Source organism: Streptomyces sp. NPDC005728 (assembly GCF_040630895.1).
In the GTDB taxonomy this organism is placed as follows: Bacteria; Actinomycetota; Actinomycetes; order Streptomycetales; family Streptomycetaceae; genus Streptomyces.
The window spans coordinates 60,827-84,996 of the sequence record NZ_JBEXYL010000023.1 but is presented as its reverse complement, the minus strand read 5'-3'; the positions used below and the strand labels follow the sequence as shown (position 1 = coordinate 84,996).

The following is a 24,170-nucleotide window of genomic DNA, read 5'->3' as shown; positions in this document are numbered from 1 at the left end:
GCGCCCGAATTGACGCTAGCGTGGAGCCACCTTTGCACACGCGGGAGCTCGGAGCACCGGGCTGAGAGGGCGCTGACCTCCGTATTCGCGATGTTTCACGTGGAACGTGGTTTCACGGGAAACATCGACAGACGGAAACCGCTGCGTCGACCGCCGAACCTGTTACCGGGTAATGCCGGCGTAGGGAGTAGGTCTCATGACCAACAAGGACGCACGCACGCCTGCCTCCGTCCAGGACGAGAAGTCCCAGGAGGCCGGGAAGTCCATCGGCTGGCACAAGGCGTACGTCGAGGGCACCCGCCCCGACCTGCGCGTGCCTGTCCGTCAGGTGCACCTCACCAACGGGCAGTCGGTCACGCTGTACGACACATCGGGCCCGTACACCGATCCGCTCGTCGATACCGATGTCCGCAGGGGCCTGCCGCCGCTGCGGGAGACTTGGATCATCGCCCGCGGCGACACCGAGGAGTACGCGGGCCGTCCCGTCCGCCCCGAGGACGACGGGATCAAGCACACCTCGCCGCGCGGCGGGCTGCGCAATCTGGACGCGGTCTTCCCCGGGCGCCCGCGTCAGCCGCGCCGGGGCCGTGACGGCAAGGCGGTCACGCAGCTCGCGTACGCGCGCCAGGGCGAGATCACGCCCGAGATGGAGTACGTGGCCATTCGGGAGAACGTCTCTCCCGAGGTGGTCCGCGAGGAGATCGCCGCGGGCCGTGCGGTGCTGCCGGCCAACGTCAACCACCCGGAGATCGAGCCGATGATCATCGGCAAGCGGTTCCTGGTGAAGGTCAACGCCAACATCGGCAACTCCGCGGTCACCTCCTCCATCGAGGAGGAGGTCGAGAAGATGACGTGGGCGACCCGCTGGGGCGCCGACACGGTCATGGACCTCTCCACCGGCCGCAACATCCACACGACCCGCGAGTGGGTGCTGCGCAACTCCCCCGTCCCCATCGGCACGGTGCCGCTCTACCAGGCGCTGGAGAAGGTCGACGGCAGGGCCGAGGAACTGACCTGGGAGATCTACAAGGACACCGTCATCGAGCAGGCCGAGCAGGGCGTGGACTACATGACCGTCCACGCGGGCGTGCGCCTGCCGTACGTGCCGCTCACGGCCAACCGCAAGACCGGCATCGTCTCGCGCGGCGGCTCGATCATGGCCGCGTGGTGCCTGGCGCACCACAGGGAATCGTTCCTGTACGAGAACTTCGAGGAGCTCTGCGAGATTCTCGCCGCCTACGACGTCACGTACTCGCTCGGCGACGGCCTCAGGCCGGGCTCGATCGCGGACGCCAACGACGAGGCGCAGTTCGCGGAGTTGCGGACGCTCGGGGAACTCAACACGATCGCCAAGCGTTTCAACGTACAGACCATGATCGAGGGCCCGGGCCACGTCCCGATGCACAAGATCAAGGAGAACATCGACCTTCAGCAGGAGATCTGCGATGAAGCTCCGTTCTATACGCTCGGCCCGCTGACGACAGACGTCGCGCCGGCGTACGACCACATCACCTCCGGCATCGGTGCCGCGATGATCGCCTGGTGGGGCACGGCGATGCTCTGCTACGTCACGCCCAAGGAGCACTTGGGTCTGCCCAACCGTGACGACGTCAAGACCGGTGTCATCACCTACAAGATCGCCGCCCACGCAGCCGACCTCGCCAAGGGACACCCCGGTGCGCAGGAGTGGGACGACGCGCTGTCCGACGCCCGCTTCGAGTTCCGGTGGGAGGACCAGTTCAACCTCGCCCTGGACCCCGACACGGCACGGGAGTTCCACGACGAGACGCTGCCGGCCGAGCCCGCCAAGACGGCCCACTTCTGCTCCATGTGCGGGCCGAAGTTCTGCAGCATGAAGATCTCGCAGGACATCCGCCGTGAACACGGCGGCACCAAGACCGAGATCGAGGAGGGCATGGCCCAGAAGTCGAAGGAGTTCGCGGCCGCGGGAAACCGGGTGTACCTGCCGTTGGCGGACTGACGCATCTGGATGGGCGCTGCTCCTCGGGATGCGAAGCCCGGGGAGCAGCCCCACCACTGATCGGTGGACAGGGGGCGTCTCGTCGCTGCCGAGAGCAGCGCGGTGGTCCGGTTGCCGGATCCCACGGCCTGAGCCCTGGTGGTCGGGTCCGGCGGTGAGGACGGCGACGACCCTGCTGGTCATGTCCTCGGCCGTATTCAGCGGAGTCGAGGTGTAGGACAGGAGGAATCGGGTGGTCAGGCCGCGAGTGGCGAACATACGGCTGCGGAAGCCGTAGTTCTCGCCGGTCTTGCCCCAGAAGGTCACGCCGTTCCCGCTGTCGGGGCTGGAGCGAGAAGACCTCCGGGATGTCCCCCACTGCAACCCGGGTGGAGCCCCGAGGGGGCTCTGGTGCGCGGTAGGCGTCAGGTCCGCTGCCGTGAGGCTGGGGCCCTGGCGCGGGCGGGGCCGGGTGTCCGGCCGCGCCCCCGGTGGGGGCGGGGCCGGGCTATTCCGGCTGGTGTTCCGGGCCACCGAAGTCGGGGCTCGTGTAGTCCGGGCTGGTGAAGCTCGGACGGTCGGAGGCGGAGCCGTCGTCGGGGCTGCTGAAGCCGGGCCGGTCGTAGCCGAGGCGCGGCATGCGGCCGGTCGGGGCCGGCGGGGCTGTGCGGTGCAGGGCTGCCGTGCCGGGCTGGGCGAGTGCGTCCCGCAGGAACGGCAGGATGCCGCGCTCCAACAGGGCCTCTCGCCAGGCGTCTCTGGCCCTGGCGACCTCCGCGCTCGCCGCGTCGTGGGCTCCGGCTTCCGCCGAGGCGCTGTTGCGCAGCGCGGTGAGCAGCAGCCCGACCGCGGCGACGAGGATCGCTGCCGCGGCCACGGCGCCGAACACCCACCCCGCGGTGAGCATGGTCTGGGCGAAGGCCTGGCCGGGAGCCAGCATCTTCAGGATGTAGCCGACGAGCAGGAAGATCGCCGCGGCGGTCCCGGCGAGGACGGGTGCCAGCACCGCGATCACGGCGATGGCACCCGCTCCGGTCGTCTCGGCTGCTTCGCTGAGGGTGGTGGCGAGCCCCATCGCGTCCGGCCCCGCCTCGGCGGAACCGGAATCGCCGGCGGACGAGGGGGTGGACGGCGCCGGGTGGCGCAGTTCCTCGCGGACCTTCACGTAGTGCTGATACTCGGCCGTCGCGGCCGCCGTGATGATTGCGGTGGCGTTGAGCGCCATGGTGCGCAGCTGTTCGGGGTTGAGTCGCTGCCCGACAGCGGCCAGTTCCGGTCGGTGTGGTGCGGAGCGCAGCGCCTCATCGAGGACCCGCTCGAATTCCTGGCGGTCCTCGCTCAGCAGGTGCTGCGGAACGCTGTTCATGTGCATCCCCCGATGCTCCGTAGGGCTTGGGGCTCGCACGCCGGCGAGCCGTCGGGCAGAAACGGAGGGGAGCCTGCTACGGATAAGCCGATGGTAGAGCCGTGACGGCACACGGTGACAGGGGATTGCCGGAAATTGCGTGCGACCTGCGCCCATACGCCAGGGGTTCGCCTGCCCCCTGATTGCTCAGATATCCAGGGGAAGTTGCTGGACCAGCAGCTTTCCGGCCATGGTCACACCGCCGTCCATGGCGATGGCGAGTCCCTCGGCGTAGACGTGCGGTCCCTCGACGACGGGTCCGTTGTCCTCCTCGCCGTCCTCGGAGCCGACTTCGCCGAGCAGATAGGGGATGGGGCTGTGGCCGTGAACGATGCGGGTGCCGCCGTACGTATCGAGCAGGGAGCGCACGGCGTCGGCGCCGCCCTCGTCGCGGAAGGAGAAGCGCTTGGTGAACTTGCGGAACAGATCCCAGCATTCGTCCGCGTCATTGCGCGTGAGCGTCTCGCGGACGGTGTCGTTGACCGCCTCGATCGAGTCGCCGTAGTCGAGATAGGCGGTGGTGTCGGAGTGGACGAGCAGATACCCGTCGACCTCCTCGATGGCATCGAGGCGGGCCATCCATTGCAGGTGGTGGTCCTGGAGGCGGTCCATGTCGGTCTTCTGGCCGCCGTTGAGCAGCCAGGCCGCCTGGAAGGTGGCGGTGCCCGCGCCGGAGTTGACGGGGGTGTCGCCGAACCGCTTGGCGCCGAGCAGCAGCAGCTCGTGGTTGCCCATGAGGGCCTTGCAGTAGCCGCCGGCCGCGGCCGCCTCGGCGGACAACCGCATCACCAGGTCGATGACGCCGATGCCGTCCGGCCCGCGGTCGGTGAAGTCGCCGAGGAACCACAGCCGGGCGGTGCCCGCGCACCACTGCCCGGAAGCGTCGATCAGGCCCTGCTCCTGCAGGGCGGCCATCAGTTCGTCGTGGTAGCCGTGGACGTCGCCGACGACGTACAGCGGGCCGGGGCCGGTCGAGGGCTCCGGGGCGGGGGCGGCGAGTACCGGTTCGACGGGGACCTGGAGGGTGTCGCCACGGTTGACGACGGGCAGGTCGCGCTGGGTGGGCGTGTAGCCCTCGTCCATGGGCGGGAGGGTGTCACCGGGGTGGGTGTGGGCGTACGGACCGGTCTCGTGGACGTACGCGGGTACCCGGAAGTCGCGCAACGTCGCCGTCCGCTCCACTTCGGGTCCCTGACCGGCCCCCTGAGTCATCAGACCCCTCCACCATCGCGCCGCAGCTGCACCGCTTCGGACTGCCTGGTCGCAGCGGCCCGCGGTGTCGTGGGCCCATCATAGGAATGCGCGTCGCGCCGTGTGATGACCCAGGGGTGGTGAATCGGAGCAAGACTCCAGTTCATCGCGGCTTTCGCCCCGTTTGGGCAGGGGTTCGGCCGCAGTCCGCCCTGTGTCGATCCCACGGCTGCGGGTCGGCTGACCCGTTTGGGGACGCGTCGAGCCGTGCGCCTTGACGGAGCCGAGCCCTCGTCGGCGGGCCGGCCAACCGGAAGGTGCGGTCGGGCCGCCGTGCGGTGGGCGATCGGGCGGTGCCCGGCAGGCGGCCGTAGTACGACCCCTGGGTGCCCCGCCCCGCGCCGGCTCCGCTATCCCTCTTCCGGGGTCCGCGGCGGGCTGACGGTCGTGCGCGGGGGACGCCGCTGGGACGAGGTGCGCACGATCAGCTCGGTCGGTATCACCTGCTCGACGGGCTGGTCCGACTCGACCCCCTCGATGGCGTCGATGAGGAGCTGGACCACCGCGGTGCCGATCCGGCGCGGCTTCAGGGAGAGCGTGGTGATGGGCGGCTCGGTGTTGGCGTACACCGTGGACTCGCTGCAGCACACCAGCAGCAGGTCGTCCGGGACGCGCAGGCCGTAGCGGCGGGCGGCGGCGAGCAGGTCGGTGCCGTTGGGGTCGAACAGGCCGTAGACGGCGTCCGGGCGGTCGGGGCGGGCGAGCAGCCGGTCGGCGGCGACGGCGCCCGCGCACGGGTCGTGCGCCGGGTAGGCCTCGTAGACCGGGTCCTGGCCGACGCGCTCGCACCAGCGCAGGTAGGCCGTCGTCGACAGATGGGTGTACGTGTCCGTCGTCGTGCCCGTGAGCAGGCCGATCCGGCGGGCGCCCGCGTCGGCGAGGTGGTCGAGGATGCCGAGGACGGCGGCCTCGTGGTCGTTGTCGACCCAGGCGGTGACCGGGAGCGCGCCCGCAGGGCGGCCGTCGGAGACGACCGGCAGGCCCTGCCGCACGAGTTCGCTGACGACCGGGTCCTGGTCGGAGGGATCGATGACGACCGTGCCGTCCAGGGCCACGTTGGACCACACGTCGTGGCGGGAGGTCGCGGGCAGGATGACCAGGGCGTAGCCGCGGGCGAGCGCGGCCGAGGTGGCGGCCCGTGCCATCTCGGCGAAGTACGCGAACTCCGTGAAGGTGAAGGGTTCATCCCCGTACGTCGTCACGGTCAGGCCGATCAGCCCCGACTTGCCGGTACGGAGGGTGCGGGCGGCGGCCGAGGGGCGATACCCCAGCCGGTCGGCGACCTCGCGGACATGGCGCCGGGTGGCATCCGGGAGCCGACCCTTGCCGTTGAGGGCATCGGAGACGGTCGTGATGGAGACCCCGGCGGCGGCGGCAACGTCTCTGATGCCCGCTCGGCCCGGCCGACTGCCTCGACGTGAGGTTTCCGCGCGGCTCACCTGGTGCTTCCCTGCTGCTGTCATGGCGAGCCGATAGTAGGGCTCATGCGGTGGGGTAGTGCGGACGCATATGCACGCGTTGACAGGCACGTTTCTGCATGGTCATAACGGGTCAACTACTTTAGAAAACAAGTCAGTTGAGCGTTCCCATGGCAAGACGTGTCTTGTCGACGCGCATGGGCCTGCCAAGTGTCCGATGTTTCGAAGAGGTCTCAACTCACCTTCACGGGTGATGCGCGCCACGGCGCGAGCCACCGGCGCATAGATATATGTGCGGCGCGCCCCCCGATACGTACGCCTTCGTCTGTTGGTGCCCCTGATGCCTGTGTGACGGATGAGGTTCGCGTCTTGCTGTCCCGCATCTGTTCGCAGGGGCGCCGAATCCTCATAAGGTGAGCAGTATTGGAAGCCGGCGGCGTCGACGGTCCGCCGGTGGTCGCGAGGAGGAATGCGGTGAGCGAGACGAGCCCCAAGCTGCGCGCCGAGCTGGAGGGTATCCCCACCTACAAGCCGGGCAAGCCCGCAGCGGCCGGCGGGCCGGTCGCCTACAAGCTGTCCTCCAACGAGAACCCGTATCCGCCGCTGCCCGGTGTGATGGAGAGCGTGACGGCGGCTGCCTCCAACTTCAACCGCTACCCGGACATGGCCTGTACGGGGCTGATGAACGAGCTGTCGGAGCGCTTCGGTGTCCCGCTCTCCCACCTGGCCACCGGCACCGGCTCGGTGGGTGTCGCCCAGCAGCTGATCCAGGCCACCAGCGGGCCCGGCGACGAGGTGATCTACGCCTGGCGCTCCTTCGAGGCGTACCCGATCATCACGCAGATCAGCGGCGCCCGGTCGGTTCGGGTGCCGCTCACGCCGGGCGATGTGCACGACCTGGACGCGATGGCGGATGCGATCACCGACCGGACTCGTCTGATTTTCGTCTGCAACCCCAACAACCCGACCGGCACGGTGGTGCGGCGCGCCGAGCTGGAGCGATTCCTCGACCGGGTGCCCGGCGATGTGCTGGTGGTGCTGGATGAGGCCTACCGCGAGTTCATCCGCGACCCCGAGGTGCCCGACGGGGTCGAGCTGTACCGGAAGCGGCCCAATGTCTGTGTCCTGCGCACGTTTTCCAAGGCGTACGGCCTCGCCGGGCTGCGTGTCGGCTTTGCGATCGGACATGAGCCGGTGGCGGCGGCCCTGCGCAAGACGGCGGTGCCCTTCGGTGTCAGCCAGCTCGCGCAGGAGGCGGCGATTGCCTCGCTGCGTGCCGAGGACGAACTGCTGGGCCGGGTCGGCTCGCTGGTGTGTGAGCGCACGCGTGTGGTCGACACGCTGCGCGCCCAGGGGTGGACGGTGCCGGAGTCCCAGGCCAACTTCGTGTGGCTGCGGCTGGGTGAGCGCACGGCCGCGTTCGCGGCGGCGTGCGAGGAGCACGGTGTGGTGGTCCGGCCGTTCCCGGGCGAGGGTGTGCGGGTGACGATCGGGGAAACCGAGGCGAACGACATCTTCCTGAAGGTGACGGAAGCGTTCCACAAGGAGATCTGAGAGGTCTCCGCACGAGTGCCGAAGCGGATACGAAGGGGCCTCGCCTTGTGCGGGGCCCTACTCGTCGATCAGCTCCACGCGTACGGGGTCGCCATCCCGCACGGTCGCGAGGACAGCGGCGTCCCCGTCCAGGCGTCCGAGGACGTTGCACGGGCTCGCGAGGCGGCACTCGTTGCCGCGTGAGATCGGCGTCCGGCCGTAGGGGAGCGCGAGGGCGTCGCCGTCCGTCCAGAAGGCCACTGTGCCGCGCTCCACGACCTGTCGGGCATCCGTTTCACGTGAAACGGAGACGCCTGTGTCGAAGTAGACCTCCTCGCCCCAGGTGCGGGCGGTGGAGGTGAGCGGCAGGGCCTTGCCGAGGGCCAGGGTGGTCGGTGTGTCGTCGAGGGTCGCGGTGGCGTTGCCCGCGGGCCAGGAAATGCGTATCTGCATGGCGGGCAATTCAACAATATGTTGAAGTCGCTGCCAAGGCCCCGACTCGACGGCAGAGGGGGGACCCCCCTTCGATCGCCGAAAATCAGTGCGTCATAATGGCTTGTGAATGTGAACGCGTTCACAAGCGTGTCCCACTTGCTCCCGTGTTGTGCGTGACAAAAGGGGCAAACAGCCGCTACCGCGGCGAAGTAAGGAGCTGACGACGTGGATTTGGCTTTGGCGCCGGAGACGTTGGCGCGCTGGCAGTTCGGCATCACCACCGTCTACCACTTCCTGTTCGTCCCGCTGACGATCTCCCTGGCCGCCCTCACCGCCGGGCTTCAGACGGCCTGGGTGCGCACGGAGAAGGAGAAGTACCTTCGTGCGACAAAGTTCTGGGGCAAGCTCTTCCTGATCAACATCGCGATGGGTGTGGTCACCGGCATCGTGCAGGAGTTCCAGTTCGGTATGAACTGGTCGGACTACTCGCGCTTCGTCGGTGACATCTTCGGCGCCCCGCTCGCCTTCGAGGCCCTGATCGCGTTCTTCTTCGAGTCCACCTTCATCGGCCTGTGGATCTTCGGCTGGGACAAGCTGCCCAAGAAGATCCACCTGGCCTGCATCTGGATGGTCTCGATCGGCACGATCCTGTCGGCGTACTTCATCCTCGCGGCCAACTCCTGGATGCAGCACCCCGTCGGCTACAAGATCGACAAGGCGAAGGGGCGTGCCGAGCTGACCGACTTCTGGGCCGTGCTGACCCAGAACACCGCGCTCAGCCAGGCCTTCCACACCCTCTCCGCGGCCTTCCTGACGGGCGGCGCCTTCATGGTGGGCATCGCCGCCTTCCATCTGTCCCGCAAGAAGCACATCCGCGAGATGAAGACCTCGCTGCGGCTCGGCCTGATCACCGTGGCCATCGCCGGTCTGCTCACCGCGGTCAGTGGTGACGTGCTCGGTAAGGTCATGTTCAAGCAGCAGCCGATGAAGATGGCGGCTGCCGAGGCGCTGTGGGACGGCCAGAAGCCGGCGCCGTTCTCGATCTTCGCCTACGGCGACGTCGAGAAGGGCCACAACACCGTGGCCATAGAGATCCCGGGCCTGCTGTCGTTCCTGGCCGACGACAACTTCACCTCGTACGTGCCCGGAATCAACGACGTCAACAAGGCCGAGCAGCAGAAGTTCGGGCCCGGCGACTACCGGCCCAACATCCCGGTTGCCTTCTGGGGCTTCCGCTGGATGATCGGCTTCGGCATGGCCTCCTTCACCATCGGGCTCGCCGGACTGTGGCTGACCCGGAAGAAGTTCATGCTGCCGCAGCACCTGAGGGTCGGTGACGACGAGGTGCCGCACTTGGTGCTGTTCAAGAACAAGGCGCTCGGCGCGAAGCTGACCACCTGGTACTGGCGCATCGCGATCTGGACCCTGGCCTTCCCCCTGGTCGCCAACTCCTGGGGCTGGATCTTCACCGAGATGGGCCGTCAGCCGTGGGTCGTCTACGGCGTCCTGCAGACCCGGGACGCGGTCTCCCCCGGCGTCTCCCAGGGCGAGGTCCTCACCTCGATGATCGTCTTCACCACGCTGTACGCGATCCTCGCCGTCATCGAGGTCAAACTGCTCGCGAAGTACGTCAAGGCAGGCCCGCCCGAACTGACCGAGGCCGACCTCAACCCGCCCACGAAGATCGGCGGCGACACTCGTGACGCCGACAAGCCGATGGCCTTCTCGTACTAGGCCGAGGGAACAGTCATGGAACTTCACGACGTCTGGTTCGTCCTGATCGCCGTCCTGTGGACCGGCTACTTCTTCCTGGAGGGCTTCGACTTCGGGGTCGGCATCCTCACCAAGCTGCTCGCCCGGAACCGGCCCGAGCGCCGGGTGCTGATCAACACCATCGGGCCCGTCTGGGACGGCAACGAGGTGTGGCTGCTCACCGCGGGCGGTGCGACCTTCGCCGCCTTCCCGGAGTGGTACGCCACCCTCTTCTCCGGCTTCTACCTGCCCCTGCTGGTCATCCTGGTCTGCCTGATCGTCCGGGGCGTTGCCTTCGAGTACCGGGCGAAGCGGCCTGAGGAGAACTGGCAGCGCAACTGGGAGACGGCCATCTTCTGGACCTCGCTCATCCCGGCGTTCCTGTGGGGCGTGGCCTTCGGGAACATCGTGCGGGGTGTGAAGATCGACCAGCACTTCGAGTACGTCGGCACCCTCGGGGACCTGTTCAACTCGTACGCCCTGCTCGGCGGCCTGGTGACGCTGACCCTGTTCACTTTCCACGGAGCGGTGTTCACCGCGCTGAAGACCGTGGGGGACATCCGACTGCGGGCACGGAAGCTGGCGCTGTGGGTCGGTCTCGTCACGGCTGCCCTGGCTCTCGCCTTCCTGCTGTGGACGCAGGCCGACAGCGGGGACGGCAAGAGCCTGGTGGCCCTGATCGTGGCAGTCGCCGCGCTGGTGGCGGCTCTGGTGGCCAATCAGGTAGGGCGCGAGGGGTGGTCGTTCGCGCTGTCCGGCGTGACCATCGTGGCGTCCGTGGCGATGCTCTTCCTGTCGCTCTTCCCGAACGTCATGCCGTCCACGCTCGACGCGGACTGGAGCCTCACGGTCACCAACGCCTCGTCGAGCCCCTACACCCTGAAGATCATGACGTGGTGCGCCGCCATCGCCACGCCGCTCGTCCTGCTGTACCAGAGCTGGACCTACTGGGTGTTCCGCAAGCGCATCGGCACGCAGCACATCGCTCCTGACGCTGCCGCCGCACACTGAGTCCGGTGAGGGTGTGTTTCACGTGAAACACACCCTCTGGGCCGAAGGGCATGTTTCACGTGAAACCGATCGATCCACGTCTCCTGCGATACGCCCGCGCCACCCGCTTCTTCCTGATGGCGGTCGTCGGTCTGGGGGTCGCCGGCGCGGGGCTGGTCATCGCCCAGGCGATGCTCATCGCCGAGGTGGTGGTCGGAGCGTTCCAGCACGGGCAGTCCGTCGCTGAACTGCGCACTCCCCTGCTGCTGTTGGCGGCGGTGGCCGCGGGTCGATCGGTCGTCGCCTGGCTCACCGAACTCGCGGCACACCGTGCGAGCGCGGCCGTGAAGTCGGAGCTGCGGGGGCGGCTGCTGGAGCGTGCGGCTCAGCTCGGCCCCGGATGGCTCAGCGGGCAGCGGACCGGTTCGCTGGTCACCCTGGCCACACGTGGGGTCGATGCCCTGGACGACTATTTCTCGCGCTATCTGCCGCAGTTGGGGCTCGCGGTGGTCGTCCCGGTGGCCGTGCTGGCGCGGATCGTCACCGAGGACTGGGTGTCGGCGGCGATCATCGTCGGCACTCTGCCGCTCATCCCTCTCTTCATGATGCTGATCGGCTGGGCCACCCAGTCCCGGATGGACCGTCAGTGGCGGCTGCTGTCCCGGCTGTCCGGGCACTTCCTGGACGTGGTCGCCGGGTTGCCTACGCTGAAGGTGTTCGGCCGGGCCAAGGCGCAGGCCGAGTCCATCCGAAGGATCACCGGCGAGTACCGCCAGGCCACCCTGCGGACCCTGCGGATCGCCTTCCTCTCCTCGTTCGCCCTGGAGTTGCTGGCCACGCTGTCGGTCGCGCTGGTCGCCGTGACGATCGGCATGCGCCTGGTGCACGGCGACATGGACCTGTACATCGGCCTGGTGATCCTGGTGTTGGCGCCCGAGGCGTATCTGCCGCTGCGGCAGGTGGGGGCGCAGTACCACGCGGCGGCAGAGGGGCTCGCCGCGGCGGAGGAGATCTTCACCGTGCTCGAGACGCCGGTACCGGCGTCCGGGACCGTGGCGGTGCCCGAGGGTCCGCTGGCCTTCGACGGCGTGACGGTCCGCTACCCGGGGCGGTCGGCCGATGCCGTGACCGCCGCGTCCTTCACCGTCGAGCCCGGAGAGACCGTGGCCCTCGTCGGACCGAGCGGCGCGGGCAAGTCGACGCTGCTCAACGTGGTGCTGGGGTTCGTGCGGCCCACGGAGGGCCAGGTGCGGGTCGGGAGAACCGATCTCACAGACGTCGACCTCAAGGAGTGGCGGTCGCGGATCGCCTGGGTGCCGCAGCGGCCGCACCTGTACGCCGGGACCATCGCGGAGAATGTACGACTGGCCCGGCCCGACGCGGACGACACCTCCGTACGCCGGGCGCTGCGGGACGCGGGCGCCCTGGAGTTCGTGGACGCGCTGCCCGAGGGGGCCGGCACGATGCTCGGCGAGGACGGGGCCGGGCTGTCCGCCGGCCAGCGGCAGCGGCTCGCGCTGGCCAGGGCCTTCCTCGCGGACCGGCCCCTGCTGCTGCTGGACGAGCCCACGGCCGCTCTGGACGGGGCGACGGAGGCCGAGGTCGTGGCGGCGGTGCGGCGCCTCGCGACGGGCCGCACGGTGCTGCTGGTGGTACACCGGCCGGCACTGCTGGAGGTGGCGGACCGGGTGGTGCGGCTGGACCTCCCCGAGTCGCCCGTCGCCGGGTCGCCTGTCGCCACGGCCGCCGGAGACGACAGCCCGGCGACGCGCTCGCTCGAAGCGAGCGGCCCTGCCGGGGCCGAGCCGGACACCGCCGCCACGGCTCCTCGGCGGCGTGTCCTGGCCCGGGTGCGGGCCCTGGCCGGCCCACGGCGCGGCAGGCTTCTCCTCGCGCTGCTGCTCGGGAGCCTGGCGCTCGGCAGTGCCGTCGGGCTGATGGCCACGTCCGGCTGGCTCATCTCGCGGGCCTCGCAACAGCCGCCGGTGCTCTATCTGATGGTGGCCGTGACGGCCACGCGGGCGTTCGGGATCGGGCGGGCCGTCTTCCGCTACGCCGAGCGGCTGGTGTCGCACGACGCCGTGCTGCGGATGCTGGCCGACACCCGGGTCGCCGTCTACCGGCGGCTGGAGCGGCTGGCGCCCGCGGGGCTGCGGACGGCCCGCCGCGGCGATCTGCTCACCCGGCTGGTCGCCGATGTGGACGCGCTCCAGGACTACTGGCTGCGCTGGCTGCTGCCCGCCGGCGTCGCCGTTGCCGTCTCCAGCGGCTCGGTCGCCTTCACGGCCTGGCTGCTGCCCGAGGCAGGGGCCGCACTCGCGGTGGGGCTGCTCGCGGCCGGTGTCGGTGTTCCCCTGGTCACGGCGGCCGCGGCCCGGCGGGCCGAGCGACGGCTGGCGCCCGCGCGGGGAGTGCTCGCGACGCGGGTGGCCGACCTGCTCACCGGCACCGCCGAGCTGACTGTCGCCGGCGCGATGCCGGCCCGTACGGCCGCGGCTCGGCAGGCCGACGGCACGCTCACCCGGATCGTCTCGCGCGCCGCCACCGTCACCGCGCTCGGGGACGGGCTCACCGCGCTGATCTCCGGCCTGACCGTCACGGCCAGTGCGCTGCTCGGGGCCCAGGCGGTGGCCGCGGGCCGGCTCGGCGGGGTGGCGATGGCCGTGGTTGTCCTCACCCCGCTGGCCGCCTTCGAAGCCGTACTGGGACTGCCGCTCGCCGTGCGTTACCGGCAGCGGGTGCGCCGGAGCGCCGAGCGCGTGTACGAGGTGTTGGACGCGCCGGAGCCCGTACGGGAGCCGGAGCGGCCCCGGCCGGCGCCCTCCTCACCTTTCCCCGTCGTGGTCAGGGGCTTGGCCGCCCGGCACGCCGGGCAGCACGTGGACGCGCTCGCAGGGTTCGACCTCACGCTGGAGCAGGGCCGCCGGATCGCCGTCGTCGGTCCTTCCGGCTCCGGCAAGACGACCCTCGCCCAGGTGCTGCTGCGGTTCCTCGACCCCGGGGCGGGTTCGTACACGCTCGCCGGTGTCGACACGTACGCACTGGCCGGCGACGACGTACGACGGCTCGTCGGGCTGTGCGCCCAGGACGCGCACCTCTTCGACAGCACCGTGCGCGAGAACCTGCTGCTCGCCCGGAAGGACGCCACCGAGGACGATCTGCGCGACGCGCTGGCCCGGGCGCGGCTGCTGGACTGGGTGGACGGGCTGCCCGACGGCCTGGACACGCTCGTCGGTGAGCACGGGGCGCGGCTGTCCGGCGGGCAGCGCCAGCGCCTCGCGCTGGCTCGTGCGCTGCTCGCCGACTTCCCGGTCCTCGTCCTGGACGAGCCCGCCGAGCACTTGGACCTGCCGACGGCGGACGCGCTCACCACGGATCTGCTGGCCGCCACCGAGGGCCGTACGACCCTGCTGATCACCCATCGGCTGGCGGGGCTGGACGCGGTGGACGAGGTGGTCGTGCTCGATGCGGGCCGGGTGGTGCAGCGCGGGACGTACGCGGAACTGGCCGCCGTGGACGGGCCGCTGCGGGCCATGGCGCGGCGGGAGGCGGCGGCGGAGTCCCTGGTGGGGGCGGTGACAGGAGCGATGTGACAGGAGCGCGGCGGCGTGGGCACCGGGCCTTGCCTGAGCTTCTGCGACAAAAGGGACTAATTAGGCTCAGGGTATGTCCGCTGTGCCCCGTCCCGATCCCTCGTCTCCCGCCGAGCCGGCCCTACGGGTGCCGAAGTTGCTGGAGGCCATCGCGGCTCTGCGGGAGGCGCTGTCGAACGCCTTCCGGCACGCCGGGGCCTCCCGGATCGACGTCGTGGTCGACGCGACCGTGACCCTGCCCGACGGGCGGCCGGGCGTGCGGCTGACCGTGGCGAACGACGGAGTCGGCATCCCCGAGGGCGGCCGCCGCAGCGGCCTGAAGAACCTCGAGCGGCGTGCCGAGTCCCTCGGTGGCGACAGCGGGCACGGGCCGGGCATCGAAGAGAACGGCGGCGGGACGACCGTGGTGTGGGAGGCCCCTTGCCAGCAACCGCCCGCCAGGAGCCCCACGTTGCCGAGCGGGATCAGACGCGTTCGGCGATCATCCGCTCGATCACGACGGCCACGCCGTCCTCGTTGTTGGCGACCGTACGGCCCGAGGCGGCGGCGACGACGTCCGGGTGGGCGTTGCCCATCGCGTACGACTGACCGGCCCAGGTCAGCATCTCGACGTCGTTGGGCATGTCTCCGAAGGCGACGACCTCCTCGGGCGAGATGCCGCGCTCGGCACAGCACAGGGCGAGCGTGCTGGCCTTGGAGACGCCCGGGCCGCTGAGTTCCAGCAGGGCGCTGGGGCTGGAGCGGGTGACGGTGGCGCGCTCGCCGACCGAGAGGCGGGCGAGGGCGAGGAAGGCATCCGGGTCGAGGTCGGGGTGGTAGGCGAGGATCTTGAGCACGGGCTGGTCGGCGTCCGGGCCGTCGGCCGCGAGGAGGTCCTCGGCGGGCAGCAGGTTGTCCGGTATCTCCATGTGCAGCTTGGGGTAGCCCGGCTCCTGGTGGAAGCCGTACGTCTGCTCGACCGCGAACACCGTGCCGGGCGCCGCGCCGCGCAGCAGCCGTACGGCGTCCAGCGCGTTCTCCCGGGCCAGTTCGCGCACCTTCACGAAACGGTGGGCGCCGGGGCCGCCGTGCAGGTCGACCACGGCGGCGCCGTTGCCGCAGATCGCCAGGCCGTGGCCGTGGACGTGGTCGCTGACGACGTCCATCCAGCGGGCCGGGCGGCCGGTGACGAAGAAGACCTCGATGCCCGCAGACTCGGCGGCGGCCAGCGCGGCGACCGTCCTCGGAGAGACCGACTTGTCGTCGCGCAGCAGAGTGCCGTCGAGGTCGGTGGCGATCAGCCGCGGCGGCAAGGCCGCGGCCGGGGTCCCGGGCTGTCTGGTCGCTGAGGTCACCGCGCCATTCTCGCGCATATGCCAGCACGGTCGTGCGGGAGTCCGCACAGATGAGTCCACCGACACATCACAGACGGCCGACGGGCGACGTCCGGCGCCGGATCACGCCAGCTGGGCGGGCGCCTCCATGGCGATCTGCTCGAAGACCTTCTCGTCCGCGGCGAAGTCCGAGTCCTGGATGGGCCAGTGGATCACGATCTCGGTGAAGCCCAGCTCCTGGTGGCGGCCGGCGAAGTCCACGAAGGCGTCCAGCGACGCGAGCGGCCGGCTGCGGTCCGGGGTGAAGCCGGTGAGCAGGACCTTGTCCAGCGTGGACACGTCCCGGTCGGCCGCCGCGCACGCCTCGGACAGCTTCTCCAGCTGTCCCCGCAGTGCCTCGACCGACTGCTCAGGGGTGCCGTTCTCGTACAGCTTCGGGTCGCCGGTGGTCACCCACGCCTGTCCGTACCGCGCGGCGAGCTTCAGGCCGCGCGGGCCGGTGGCCGCCACCGCGAAGGGCAGCCGGGGCCGCTGCACGCAGCCGGGAATGTTGCGCGCCTCGTCTGCCGAGTAGAACCGGCCCTCGTACGTCACCGCGTCCTCGGTGAGCAGCCGGTCGAGCAGCGGTACGAACTCGGCGAACCGGTCGGCGCGCTCGCGCGGCGTCCACGGCTCCTGGCCGAGGGCGGTCGCGTCGAAGCCGGTGCCGCCCGCGCCGATGCCCAGGGTGACGCGGCCGCCGGAGATGTCGTCCAGGGAGACCAGTTCCTTGGCGAGGGTCACCGGGTGCCGGAAGTTGGGGGAGGTGACCAGCGTGCCGAGGCGGAGCCGGTCGGTGGCGGCCGCGGCGGCGGTCAGCGTCGGTACGGCACCGAACCAGGGGCCGTCGCGGAAGCTGCGCCAGGACAGGTGGTCGTAGGTGTACGCGGTGTGGAAGCCGAGCTGCTCGGCCCGCACCCAGGCCGATCGGCCGCCCTCGCTCCAGCGGCGGTACGGCAGGATCACGGTGCTCAGACGCAGACTCATGCGTCCGAGAGTACGGGGACCCACCGACACGGGCCGAAATCGGTCGCTGTACGTGCCTGCCGAGCCACGGACTGAGCAGGGAGGCCAGGGATGCGGTGGCCGGCCCCGGTATCAGTGCGGGCCGGGAAACCGCAGGTAGCGGGGCGGTACCGCCCGGGTGAGCCACACTCCGTTCGCGCTGACGTGGAAGACGTGGCCGTCGCGGTGCATGGCGCCGGCGTCCACGGCGAGCACGACGGGGCGGCCCCGGCGCGCGCCGACCCGGGTCGCGGTCTCGCGGTCGGCCGACAGATGGACGTCGTGCCTGCTCATGGGCCGGAGGCCGGCGGCGCGGATCGCGTCCAGACTGCTGGCCACGGTGCCGTGGTAGAGGTACGGCGGCGGGGTCGCCGGGGGCAGGCCGAGGTCCACCTCGATGCTGTGGCCCTGGCTGGCGCGGATTCTCGTGCCCTCGATCGCGAAGCGCTGCTTGTCGTTGGCGGCCACCACGTGGTCGAGTTCCTCGCGGGTGAACCGGAATCCGTGTGCGGCGGCCGCGGCGATCAGGGTGTCGATCTCGACCCAGCCGGCCGCGTCGAGGGTGAGGCCGATCCGTTCGGGCTGGTGGCGGAGGTGTTTCGAGAGGTACTTCGACACCTTCACGGTGCGTCTTTCATCCATCCCTCCAGCGTGCGGGAGAGACGCGGATCACGCAGGTTATTTTTCGCTTCCGGGTTTGGTCCACAGCCAAGTGGTGTTATCCACAGGGGAATTGAAGAATCTGTGGACAACTGGAGTGCGGTTCACGGTGATTCGCCAAGATCGATGTGGGGACGCCTCGGTGGGACGAGGTCGTCCAAGGATCGTGCTCTGACCTCCCGTTCGGCCGCCAGTGCGATGAATGTGGATGTCTGTCCGTCGCCAACAAGGCGTTCCACGGCACTGACCGTCTCTGCCGGCAGGTCGATGGACCGTGTCCTGCTGTGCGACTCGGGGGGCTTCTCCGTGCCGAGGCGTGTGCGCAGGTGCTGGACCGCGAACACGCGCATCGCGCGGGCCAGTTCGGCATCCACGGTCTGCTGGGCCAGAGGGCGGAGGCGGCGTACCAGTGAGGCCGCTTCCGCCGCGTGGGCGTCGGTGCGCCGGATGGGATCGTCGAGGTAGCGGGCGAAGACGTACTGGGTCGTGAACTCCAGGAAACGGGCGGCTATGTGCTCCACCTGGCCCCTCAACTCCCGCAGATGGCCCGAGATCGCGGACAGCGGTACTCCTGCCGCGTGCAACTCGGCGGCCACGAACAGCTCTTGGGGACTCGGTACGAGGAAGGTGTCGGGGTCGCCGTCGACCGGTTCCAGTACGCCGAGTTCGACCGCCTCGGCCACGGCGTCCTCGTCGGGGGCGCCACCGAAGCGGGCGTCCAGTTCGGTGCGGGTGATGCGGGCCGGTTCCTCATCGGTCCAGGGCCCCTCCACCTCGGTGACCAGGCCGAGGACGCCGCCCAGGCCGCGGCCGGTGTCCCAGGCGTCCAGGAGTTCCTTGATCGAGGCGAGGGTGTAGCCGCGGTCGAGGAGCTGGCTGATCTGGTGGAGGCGGGTGAGGTGGACGTCGGAGTAGAGGTTGGCGCGGCCCAGGCGCTCCGGGCGGGGGAGGAGGCCTTTGTCCTGGTAGGCGCGGATGGTTCTTACGGTGGTGCGGGTCTGGTGGGCCAGGTCTTCGATGCGGTAGGTCTTCTGGGGCGGGAGGTCGGTCATGTGGGAGTTCCTTGGCCGGTGACCGGAGTCGGGGCTGGGCGGGGTGGGCTTCGCTTACCCGCGCTCGTGGCCCCGCGGGCGGGAAAGCCTGCTCACAGCTTCGGCTCCACCCGCGCGATCCTCCTCAGCACCCCCGGCATGAACCGTGACAGGAGGTGGGCGCCCCGTGCCTCCGGCGTCACCGGTACCACCGCCCTGTTGTGGGTCACCGCGTCCAGGACCGCCTTGGCGACGTTCTCCGGTGGGTAGTTGCGCAGGCCGTACAGGCGGGCCGAGTGTTTCTGGCGGCGGCGTTCCTCGGCCTCGTCGACACCCGTGAAGCGGGCCGTGGAGGTGATGTTGGTGTTGACGAAACCGGGGCAGATCGCCGTGACCCCGATGTCCTGCGAGGCCAGTTCGGCGCGCAGGCACTCGGAGAGCATCAGCACCGCGGCCTTGGAGGTGCTGTAGGCGGGCAGCGCCCGGGAGGGCTGATAGGCGGCCGCCGACGCGATGTTGACGATGTGACCGCCCTGGCCACGCTCGGCCATGCGCGCCCCGAAGAGGCGGCAGCCATGGATCACGCCCCAGAGGTTGACGTCCAGGACCTTGCGCCAGTCGTCGGTCGTGGTGGAGAAGAAGGAGCCCGACAGGCCGATCCCCGCGTTGTTGACCAGCACGTCCAGCACGCCGTACGCGCGGTGCACCTTCTCGGCGAGCTTCTCCATGGCCTGTTCGTCGGAGACGTCCGCCGTCTCCGCCCAGGCCTCGGGTGCGCCGATCAGCCGGGACAGCTCGGCGGTGCGGGCGGCGGCCTCGGCGTCGCGGTCGACGGCCACCACGCGGGCGCCGGCCTCAGCGAACGCGAACGCCGTGGCCCGGCCGATGCCACTGCCCGCACCGGTGACCAGCACCAACTGCCCGCCGAACCGGTCGGCGTGGCGGCCGGTCGCTTTGGGCTCCGGCCGCCCGCCCTCGACGCTCGTCACGAACTCCTCCACCCAGGTGGCCACTTGATCGGGGCGCGTGCGCGGGATCCAGTGCTTGGCCGGGAGAGTGCGGCGGGTCAGCTGCGGCACCCACTGCTCCAGGTCGTCGTACAGGCGCTCCGACAGGAACGCGTCCTCCAGAGGCGTGATGAGCTGCACGGGCGCGTGCGCGTAGGCGTCGGGGCGTGGCCTGCGCAGCCGGGCGCGGACGTTGTCCCGGTACAGCCAGGCGCCGTGTGCGGCGTCGGAGGGCAGGGACGCGGTCGGGTAGTCGCCGGCGGGGACCTTCTCGGTCCGCTGGAGGATCTTCGGCCAGCGCTTGCCGAGCGGGCCGCGCCAGGCCAGTTCCGGCAGGGCGGGGGTGTGCAGCAGGTAGACGTACCAGGACTTGGCGCCCTGGCCGAGGAGCTGGCCCACCCGGCGGGGCGTGGGGCGCTTCACGCGCGCGTTGATCCAGTGCCCGAAGTGGTCCAGGGACGGCCCGGACATCGATGTGAAGGAGGCGATGCGGCCCTCCGTGCGGCCCACCGTGACGAACTCCCAGGACTGCACCGAGCCCCAGTCGTGGCCGACCACGTGTACCGGGCGGTCCGGGCTCACCGCGTCCGCGACCGCCAGGAAGTCGTCCGTGAGCTTGGCCAGGGTGAAGCCGCCGCGCAGCGGCTGCGGTGCCGTGGAGCGGCCGTGGCCCCGGACGTCGTACAGGACGACGTGGAAGCGGTCGGCGAGGCGGACGGCGACCTCCGACCAGACCTCCTTGCTGTCCGGGTAGCCGTGCACCAGCACCACGGTCGGCTGCTCCGGGTCGCCCAGCTCGGCCACGCACAGCTCGACCCCGCCGGTCCGCACCCGGCGCTCACGCGCACCCCTCAGCATCGAAGGTGTCGTCACTTCGCCTCCGCCCAGCGCCGCACGTGCGGCAGATCGTCGTCCAGCCAGAACGCGCTCTGCTCGGGGTCCCGGGAGTCGGTGACGACCAGGATCTCCTCGAACTTCGCGCCCGTACCCCGGAAGCCGAGGTGGGGTTCGACCGCCCACAGGCCCGGCTGCGGCGGGTGGTCGGAGAAGCGGTACGGCGACCACAGGGGCGACCAGCCCTCGCGGTGGCCGTGCAGGGCGTCGGCGGCCAGACCCTTCAAGGACTGGGTGCCGAACCCGAACAGGTGGGGCGACCAGCGGCGCTGCTTCACCCGGTCCACCTTGTGGGCGATCACGCCGAACGGATACGCCCGGTGCCGGTTGGCGTAACCCTGGCGGACCATGAGGCGGTCCACGTCCTCGTAGATCTCGCGCAGCGGCCGTCGCTCGCGCACCTCGCGCAGCAGCAGCTCCCGGTGCGCCTCCAGGTCGGCCATCAGCCGGTCCTGCACCGGGTTGACGCCGAGGGAGCCCGCATAGCCGATGTCGGCCGTGTATCCCTCGTACACGGGGGCCATATCCAGGATGAACGGCATCCCGGGCTCCAGTGCGCGGTCGGTCGGGAAGAACTGCAGCGGTATGCGGAAGTTCACGAACGCGGTGCGGTCACCGAACCAGGCGAAGGGCAGGTGGAACCAGTCCCGCACCCCCCGCTCGCGCAGCCACTCGCGCTGCATCCGGGCCGCCTCGCGCTCGGTCACCCCCGGTTCGAGGCGTGCCGCGATTGCCTCCGCGCACTCGTAGGCGAGGCGCTGCACCCGCTTGAACCCCTGCAACTCCACGGAGAGTTCGCTGCTCACTGCCGTCGTCATGCCGCCCCGTCCCGTCGACTGCGGTACGCGTCCGTAACTTGACACTGGTGAATGTGACAGTTGTTAGAGGCGACGTCAATAGGAGGGATCAAGGCCTGGGGACGACGCTGCGTGAGCGACTGTGGATAACTCTCAGGCAGGGGATCCCTTAGGGCCCCGTACTACTCGAGACTGACGCGAAGACGGCTCTGAGGTCTGACGCCCCGCGTGGTCTGCGTCACTACCGTCTATGGCGTGACTGTGATCGCGACCGAAAGCCTGAGCAAGCGGTTCCCCCGGGTGACCGCGCTCGACCGGCTGTCCGTGGACATCGGAGCCGGTGTGACCGGACTCGTCGGAGCCAACGGCGCCGGCAAGTCCACCCTCATCAAGATTCTGCTGGGCCTGTCCCCCGCCACGGAGGGCCGCGCCGAGGTGCTCGGCCTCGACGTCGCCACCAAGGGCGCCGCCATCCGCGAGCGCGTGGGCTACATGCCGGAGCACGACTGCCTGCCTCCCGACGTCTCGGCCACCGAGTTCGTCGTCCACATGGCACGCATGTCCGGCCTGCCGCCCACCGCCGCGCGCGAGCGCACCGCGGACACCCTGCGCCATGTCGGCCTGTACGAGGAGCGCTACCGCCCCATCGGCGGCTACTCCACCGGCATGAAGCAGCGCGTGAAGCTCGCCCAGGCGCTGGTGCACGACCCGCAGCTGGTCTTCCTGGACGAGCCGACCAACGGCCTCGACCCGGTCGGGCGCGACGAGATGCTCGGCCTGATCCGCCGTATCCACACCGACTTCGGCATCTCGGTCCTGGTCACCTCCCACCTGCTGGGCGAACTGGAGCGCACCTGCGACCACGTCGTCGTGGTCGACGGCGGCAAGCTGCTGCGCTCCAGCTCCACCACCGACTTCACCCAGACCACGACCACCCTCGCGATCGAGGTCACCGACAGCGACGAACACCCCGACGGCACCCGCGCGGTGCGCGAGGCGCTCCACGCGCGCGGGGTGGACACCCACGACAGCAGCGGCCTCCCGGGTGCCGGGCACATCCTGCTGCTCACCGCGCAGGGCGAGGAGACGTACGACCTGGTGCGTGACCTCGTCGCCGACCTGGGCCTCGGCCTGGTGCGCATGGAGCAGCGCCGGCACCACATCTCGGAGGTCTTCACGAGCGAGGAAGAGCAGCGGAAGGAGGCTGTCGGCCATGGCAGTTGAGCATCCCGTAGCCGCACCGTCGGGTGACCAGACCCGCATCCACAACATCGGCTACCGCACCTACGACGGCCCCCGCCTCGGCCGTTCCTACGCCACCCGGTCCCTCTACTCGCAGTCCCTGCGCGGCGCCTACGGCCTCGGCCGCTCGGTCAAGTCCAAGGTGCTGCCGATGCTGCTGTTCGTGGTGATGTGCGTGCCGGCTGCCATCATGGTCGCCGTCGCGGTCGCCACGAAGGCGAAGGACCTGCCGGTCGACTACACGCGCTACGCGATCATCATGCAGGCCGTCATCAGCCTGTACGTCGCCTCGCAGGCTCCCCAGTCCGTCTCACGCGACCTGCGCTTCAAGACCGTGCCGCTGTACTTCTCGCGGCCGATCGAGACCGCCGACTACGTCCGCGCCAAGTACGCGGCGCTGGCCTCCGCGATGTTCATCCTCACCGCGGCCCCGCTGCTCGTGCTCTACATCGGCGCGCTGCTGGCCAAGCTCGACTTCACCCACCAGACCAAGGGATTCGCACAGGGACTCGTCTCCGTGGCACTGCTCTCGTTGCTCTTCGCCGGTATCGGCCTGGTCATCGCCGCGGTGACCCCGCGGCGCGGTTTCGGCATCGCGGCCGTCATCGCCGTCATGACGATCTCCTACGGCGCGGTCTCCACGCTCCAGGCCATCGCCGAGACGCAGAACAACACCAACGCCATCCCCTGGATCGGCCTCTTCTCGCCCGTCACGCTCATCGACGGAGTCCAGTCCGCGTTCCTCGGCGCGACGTCGGCGTACCCCGGCGCGATCGGTCCCACGAACGGGGAGGGCGTGATCTACGTGCTCGCCGTCCTGGGCCTGATCGCCGCCAGCTACGGCCTCCTCGTGCGCCGCTACCGGAAGGTGGGCCTGTGACCACGCCCAGCCCGTCGCCCGCCACCACCCTTCCAAGGAATGGGCTGCGCCCATGAGCACTCTCACCATCGACCACGTCTCCCGCTGGTTCGGCAACGTGGTCGCCGTCAACGACATCACCATGACAGTCGGCCCCGGTGTCACGGGCCTGCTCGGCCCCAACGGCGCCGGAAAGTCCACCCTCATCAACATGATGGGCGGCTTCCTGGCCCCCTCCACCGGCACCGTCACCCTCGACGGACAGCAGGTGTGGCGCAACGAGCAGATCTACAAGCACATCGGCATCGTCCCCGAGCGGGAAGCGATGTACGACTTCCTCACCGGGCGTGAGTTCGTCGTCGCCAACGCCGAGTTGCACGGCCTGGGCGCGAAGGCCGCCCAGAGGGCGCTCGCCACGGTCGAGATGGAGTACGCGCAGGACCGCAAGATCTCCACGTACTCCAAGGGCATGCGCCAGCGCGTGAAGATGGCGAGCGCCCTGGTGCACGAGCCGTCGCTGCTCCTGCTCGACGAGCCCTTCAACGGCATGGACCCGCGCCAGCGCATGCAGCTCATGGAACTGCTGCGGCGCATGGGCGACGAGGGCCGCACGGTGCTGTTCTCGTCCCACATCCTCGAAGAGGTCGAGCAGCTCGCCCGGCACATCGAGGTCGTCGTCGCCGGGCGGCACGCGGCCAGCGGTGACTTCCGCAAGATCCGCCGCCTGATGACCGACCGCCCGCACCGCTATCTGGTGCGCTCCAGCGACGACCGCGCCCTCGCGGCCGCACTGATCGCCGACCCGTCGACGTCCGGCATCGAGGTCGACGTCACCGAGGGAGCGCTGCGCATCCAGGCCGTCGACTTCGGCCGCTTCACCGCCCTGCTGCCCAAGGTCGCCCGCGACCACGGCATCCGGCTTCTCACGGTCTCGCCGTCCGACGAGTCCCTCGAGTCCGTGTTCTCGTACCTGGTCGCGGCGTAGG

Annotated in this window: 18 protein-coding genes, 1 pseudogene and 1 riboswitch; of the genes and pseudogenes, 9 read left to right on the top strand and 10 right to left on the bottom strand. The window is 70.1% G+C overall.

Annotation, left to right across the window (positions count from 1 at the left end):
• The first annotated feature begins 30 nt into the window (after nucleotides 1-30).
• A riboswitch (TPP riboswitch) is annotated at nucleotides 31-204 on the top strand.
• Complete coding sequence (gene thiC / locus ABZ471_RS17980) at nucleotides 197-1,981, top strand: phosphomethylpyrimidine synthase ThiC (protein WP_359067542.1); 1,785 nt, start codon at nucleotides 197-199, stop codon at nucleotides 1,979-1,981. Its footprint overlaps the riboswitch before it by 8 nt.
• 487 nt (nucleotides 1,982-2,468) lie before the next feature.
• Here the strand turns inward: thiC and ABZ471_RS17975 are convergent, their stop codons facing one another.
• The 3 genes from ABZ471_RS17975 to ABZ471_RS17965 all read right to left on the bottom strand — a co-directional run bounded on the left by ABZ471_RS17975 (nucleotide 2,469) and on the right by ABZ471_RS17965 (nucleotide 6,079).
• Complete coding sequence (locus ABZ471_RS17975; RefSeq protein ID WP_359067540.1) at nucleotides 2,469-3,332, bottom strand: hypothetical protein; 864 nt, start codon at nucleotides 3,330-3,332, stop codon at nucleotides 2,469-2,471.
• A gap of 180 nt (nucleotides 3,333-3,512) precedes the next feature.
• On the bottom strand, nucleotides 3,513-4,577 hold the full coding sequence (locus tag ABZ471_RS17970; RefSeq protein WP_359067538.1) for a metallophosphoesterase: 1,065 nt from the start codon (nucleotides 4,575-4,577) through the stop codon (nucleotides 3,513-3,515).
• A gap of 389 nt (nucleotides 4,578-4,966) precedes the next feature.
• Nucleotides 4,967-6,079, bottom strand: coding sequence for a LacI family DNA-binding transcriptional regulator (locus ABZ471_RS17965; protein ID WP_359067536.1), 1,113 nt, complete (start codon nucleotides 6,077-6,079; stop codon nucleotides 4,967-4,969).
• Between the two features lie 429 nt (nucleotides 6,080-6,508).
• Between ABZ471_RS17965 and hisC the strand changes: the two genes are divergently transcribed.
• Complete coding sequence (hisC, locus tag ABZ471_RS17960) at nucleotides 6,509-7,588, top strand: histidinol-phosphate transaminase (protein ID WP_359067534.1); 1,080 nt, start codon at nucleotides 6,509-6,511, stop codon at nucleotides 7,586-7,588.
• 57 nt (nucleotides 7,589-7,645) lie between these two features.
• On the opposite strand, the gene ABZ471_RS17955 is transcribed toward hisC, so the two are convergent.
• Entirely contained in the window at nucleotides 7,646-8,020 is a 375-nt protein-coding gene (locus ABZ471_RS17955) for a cyclophilin-like fold protein (protein ID WP_359067532.1), read from the bottom strand.
• A gap of 207 nt (nucleotides 8,021-8,227) precedes the next feature.
• On the opposite strand from ABZ471_RS17955, the gene ABZ471_RS17950 reads away from it, so the two are divergent.
• From ABZ471_RS17950 to ABZ471_RS17935, 4 genes and pseudogenes are all read left to right on the top strand, one after another.
• The gene (locus ABZ471_RS17950) at nucleotides 8,228-9,736 is read left to right on the top strand and encodes a cytochrome ubiquinol oxidase subunit I (RefSeq protein ID WP_359067530.1); all 1,509 of its coding nucleotides are present in this window, start codon (nucleotides 8,228-8,230) and stop codon (nucleotides 9,734-9,736) included.
• A 15-nt stretch (nucleotides 9,737-9,751) separates the two neighbouring features.
• Nucleotides 9,752-10,765 carry a cytochrome d ubiquinol oxidase subunit II gene (cydB, locus tag ABZ471_RS17945; RefSeq protein WP_359067528.1) on the top strand — a complete coding sequence of 338 codons (1,014 nt, stop codon included), beginning with the start codon at nucleotides 9,752-9,754 and terminating at the stop codon, nucleotides 10,763-10,765.
• Between the two features lie 59 nt (nucleotides 10,766-10,824).
• Nucleotides 10,825-14,337 carry a thiol reductant ABC exporter subunit CydD gene (cydD, locus tag ABZ471_RS17940; RefSeq protein WP_359067526.1) on the top strand — a complete coding sequence of 1,171 codons (3,513 nt, stop codon included), beginning with the start codon at nucleotides 10,825-10,827 and terminating at the stop codon, nucleotides 14,335-14,337.
• Nucleotides 14,338-14,485: 148 nt separating this feature from the next.
• Nucleotides 14,486-14,758 (top strand): annotated as a pseudogene (locus ABZ471_RS17935) (ATP-binding protein); the annotation flags it as partial.
• A 43-nt stretch (nucleotides 14,759-14,801) separates the two neighbouring features.
• On the opposite strand, the gene ABZ471_RS17930 reads toward ABZ471_RS17935, so the two are convergent.
• From ABZ471_RS17930 to ABZ471_RS17905, 6 genes are all read right to left on the bottom strand, one after another.
• A complete protein-coding gene (locus ABZ471_RS17930) occupies nucleotides 14,802-15,689 on the bottom strand; it encodes an HAD hydrolase family protein (protein WP_359067524.1) in 888 nt (295 codons plus the stop codon).
• Between the two features lie 84 nt (nucleotides 15,690-15,773).
• Nucleotides 15,774-16,676 (bottom strand): LLM class flavin-dependent oxidoreductase, encoded by a 903-nt coding sequence (locus ABZ471_RS17925; protein WP_359067522.1) that lies wholly within the window; start codon nucleotides 16,674-16,676, stop codon nucleotides 15,774-15,776.
• Between the two features lie 111 nt (nucleotides 16,677-16,787).
• Nucleotides 16,788-17,336, bottom strand: a complete 549-nt coding sequence (locus ABZ471_RS17920) for an RNA 2'-phosphotransferase (RefSeq protein ID WP_359067520.1) — start codon at nucleotides 17,334-17,336, stop codon at nucleotides 16,788-16,790.
• Between the two features lie 122 nt (nucleotides 17,337-17,458).
• Entirely contained in the window at nucleotides 17,459-18,406 is a 948-nt protein-coding gene (locus ABZ471_RS17915) for a MerR family transcriptional regulator (RefSeq protein ID WP_359067518.1), read from the bottom strand.
• 92 nt (nucleotides 18,407-18,498) lie between these two features.
• Nucleotides 18,499-20,250 (bottom strand): SDR family oxidoreductase, encoded by a 1,752-nt coding sequence (locus ABZ471_RS17910; RefSeq protein WP_359067612.1) that lies wholly within the window; start codon nucleotides 20,248-20,250, stop codon nucleotides 18,499-18,501.
• Between the two features lie 11 nt (nucleotides 20,251-20,261).
• The gene (locus ABZ471_RS17905) at nucleotides 20,262-21,104 is read right to left on the bottom strand and encodes a M24 family metallopeptidase (protein WP_359067516.1); all 843 of its coding nucleotides are present in this window, start codon (nucleotides 21,102-21,104) and stop codon (nucleotides 20,262-20,264) included.
• Between the two features lie 240 nt (nucleotides 21,105-21,344).
• Here ABZ471_RS17905 and ABZ471_RS17900 point away from each other — a divergent pair, with 240 nt between their 5' ends.
• The 3 genes from ABZ471_RS17900 to ABZ471_RS17890 are packed head-to-tail and all read left to right on the top strand — an operon-like array spanning nucleotide 21,345 to nucleotide 24,169.
• The gene (locus ABZ471_RS17900; protein WP_359067610.1) at nucleotides 21,345-22,307 is read left to right on the top strand and encodes an ABC transporter ATP-binding protein; all 963 of its coding nucleotides are present in this window, start codon (nucleotides 21,345-21,347) and stop codon (nucleotides 22,305-22,307) included.
• A complete protein-coding gene (locus ABZ471_RS17895; protein WP_359067514.1) occupies nucleotides 22,297-23,205 on the top strand; it encodes an ABC transporter permease in 909 nt (302 codons plus the stop codon). The genes ABZ471_RS17900 and ABZ471_RS17895 overlap by 11 nt, the downstream gene beginning before the upstream one ends.
• 52 nt (nucleotides 23,206-23,257) lie before the next feature.
• Nucleotides 23,258-24,169 (top strand): ABC transporter ATP-binding protein, encoded by a 912-nt coding sequence (locus tag ABZ471_RS17890; RefSeq protein WP_359067512.1) that lies wholly within the window; start codon nucleotides 23,258-23,260, stop codon nucleotides 24,167-24,169.
• Nucleotide 24,170: the final 1 nt, after the last annotated feature.

What these genes read in the sequence shown, in the direction of transcription:
- ABZ471_RS17910 (WP_359067612.1), bottom strand. Translation starts at nt 20,250, where the DNA reads ATGCTGAGGGGTGCGCGTGAGCGCCGGGTGCGGACCGGCGGGGTCGAG.
- cydB (WP_359067528.1), top strand. Translation starts at nt 9,752, where the DNA reads ATGGAACTTCACGACGTCTGGTTCGTCCTGATCGCCGTCCTGTGGACC.
- ABZ471_RS17970 (WP_359067538.1), bottom strand. Translation starts at nt 4,577, where the DNA reads ATGACTCAGGGGGCCGGTCAGGGACCCGAAGTGGAGCGGACGGCGACG.
- ABZ471_RS17930 (WP_359067524.1), bottom strand. Translation starts at nt 15,689, where the DNA reads ATGCGCGAGAATGGCGCGGTGACCTCAGCGACCAGACAGCCCGGGACC.
- thiC (WP_359067542.1), top strand. Translation starts at nt 197, where the DNA reads ATGACCAACAAGGACGCACGCACGCCTGCCTCCGTCCAGGACGAGAAG.
- ABZ471_RS17895 (WP_359067514.1), top strand. Translation starts at nt 22,297, where the DNA reads ATGGCAGTTGAGCATCCCGTAGCCGCACCGTCGGGTGACCAGACCCGC.
- ABZ471_RS17920 (WP_359067520.1), bottom strand. Translation starts at nt 17,336, where the DNA reads ATGGATGAAAGACGCACCGTGAAGGTGTCGAAGTACCTCTCGAAACAC.
- ABZ471_RS17905 (WP_359067516.1), bottom strand. Translation starts at nt 21,104, where the DNA reads ATGACGACGGCAGTGAGCAGCGAACTCTCCGTGGAGTTGCAGGGGTTC.
- ABZ471_RS17890 (WP_359067512.1), top strand. Translation starts at nt 23,258, where the DNA reads ATGAGCACTCTCACCATCGACCACGTCTCCCGCTGGTTCGGCAACGTG.
- ABZ471_RS17965 (WP_359067536.1), bottom strand. Translation starts at nt 6,079, where the DNA reads ATGACAGCAGCAGGGAAGCACCAGGTGAGCCGCGCGGAAACCTCACGT.
- ABZ471_RS17925 (WP_359067522.1), bottom strand. Translation starts at nt 16,676, where the DNA reads ATGAGTCTGCGTCTGAGCACCGTGATCCTGCCGTACCGCCGCTGGAGC.
- ABZ471_RS17975 (WP_359067540.1), bottom strand. Translation starts at nt 3,332, where the DNA reads ATGCACATGAACAGCGTTCCGCAGCACCTGCTGAGCGAGGACCGCCAG.
- ABZ471_RS17955 (WP_359067532.1), bottom strand. Translation starts at nt 8,020, where the DNA reads ATGCAGATACGCATTTCCTGGCCCGCGGGCAACGCCACCGCGACCCTC.
- ABZ471_RS17915 (WP_359067518.1), bottom strand. Translation starts at nt 18,406, where the DNA reads ATGACCGACCTCCCGCCCCAGAAGACCTACCGCATCGAAGACCTGGCC.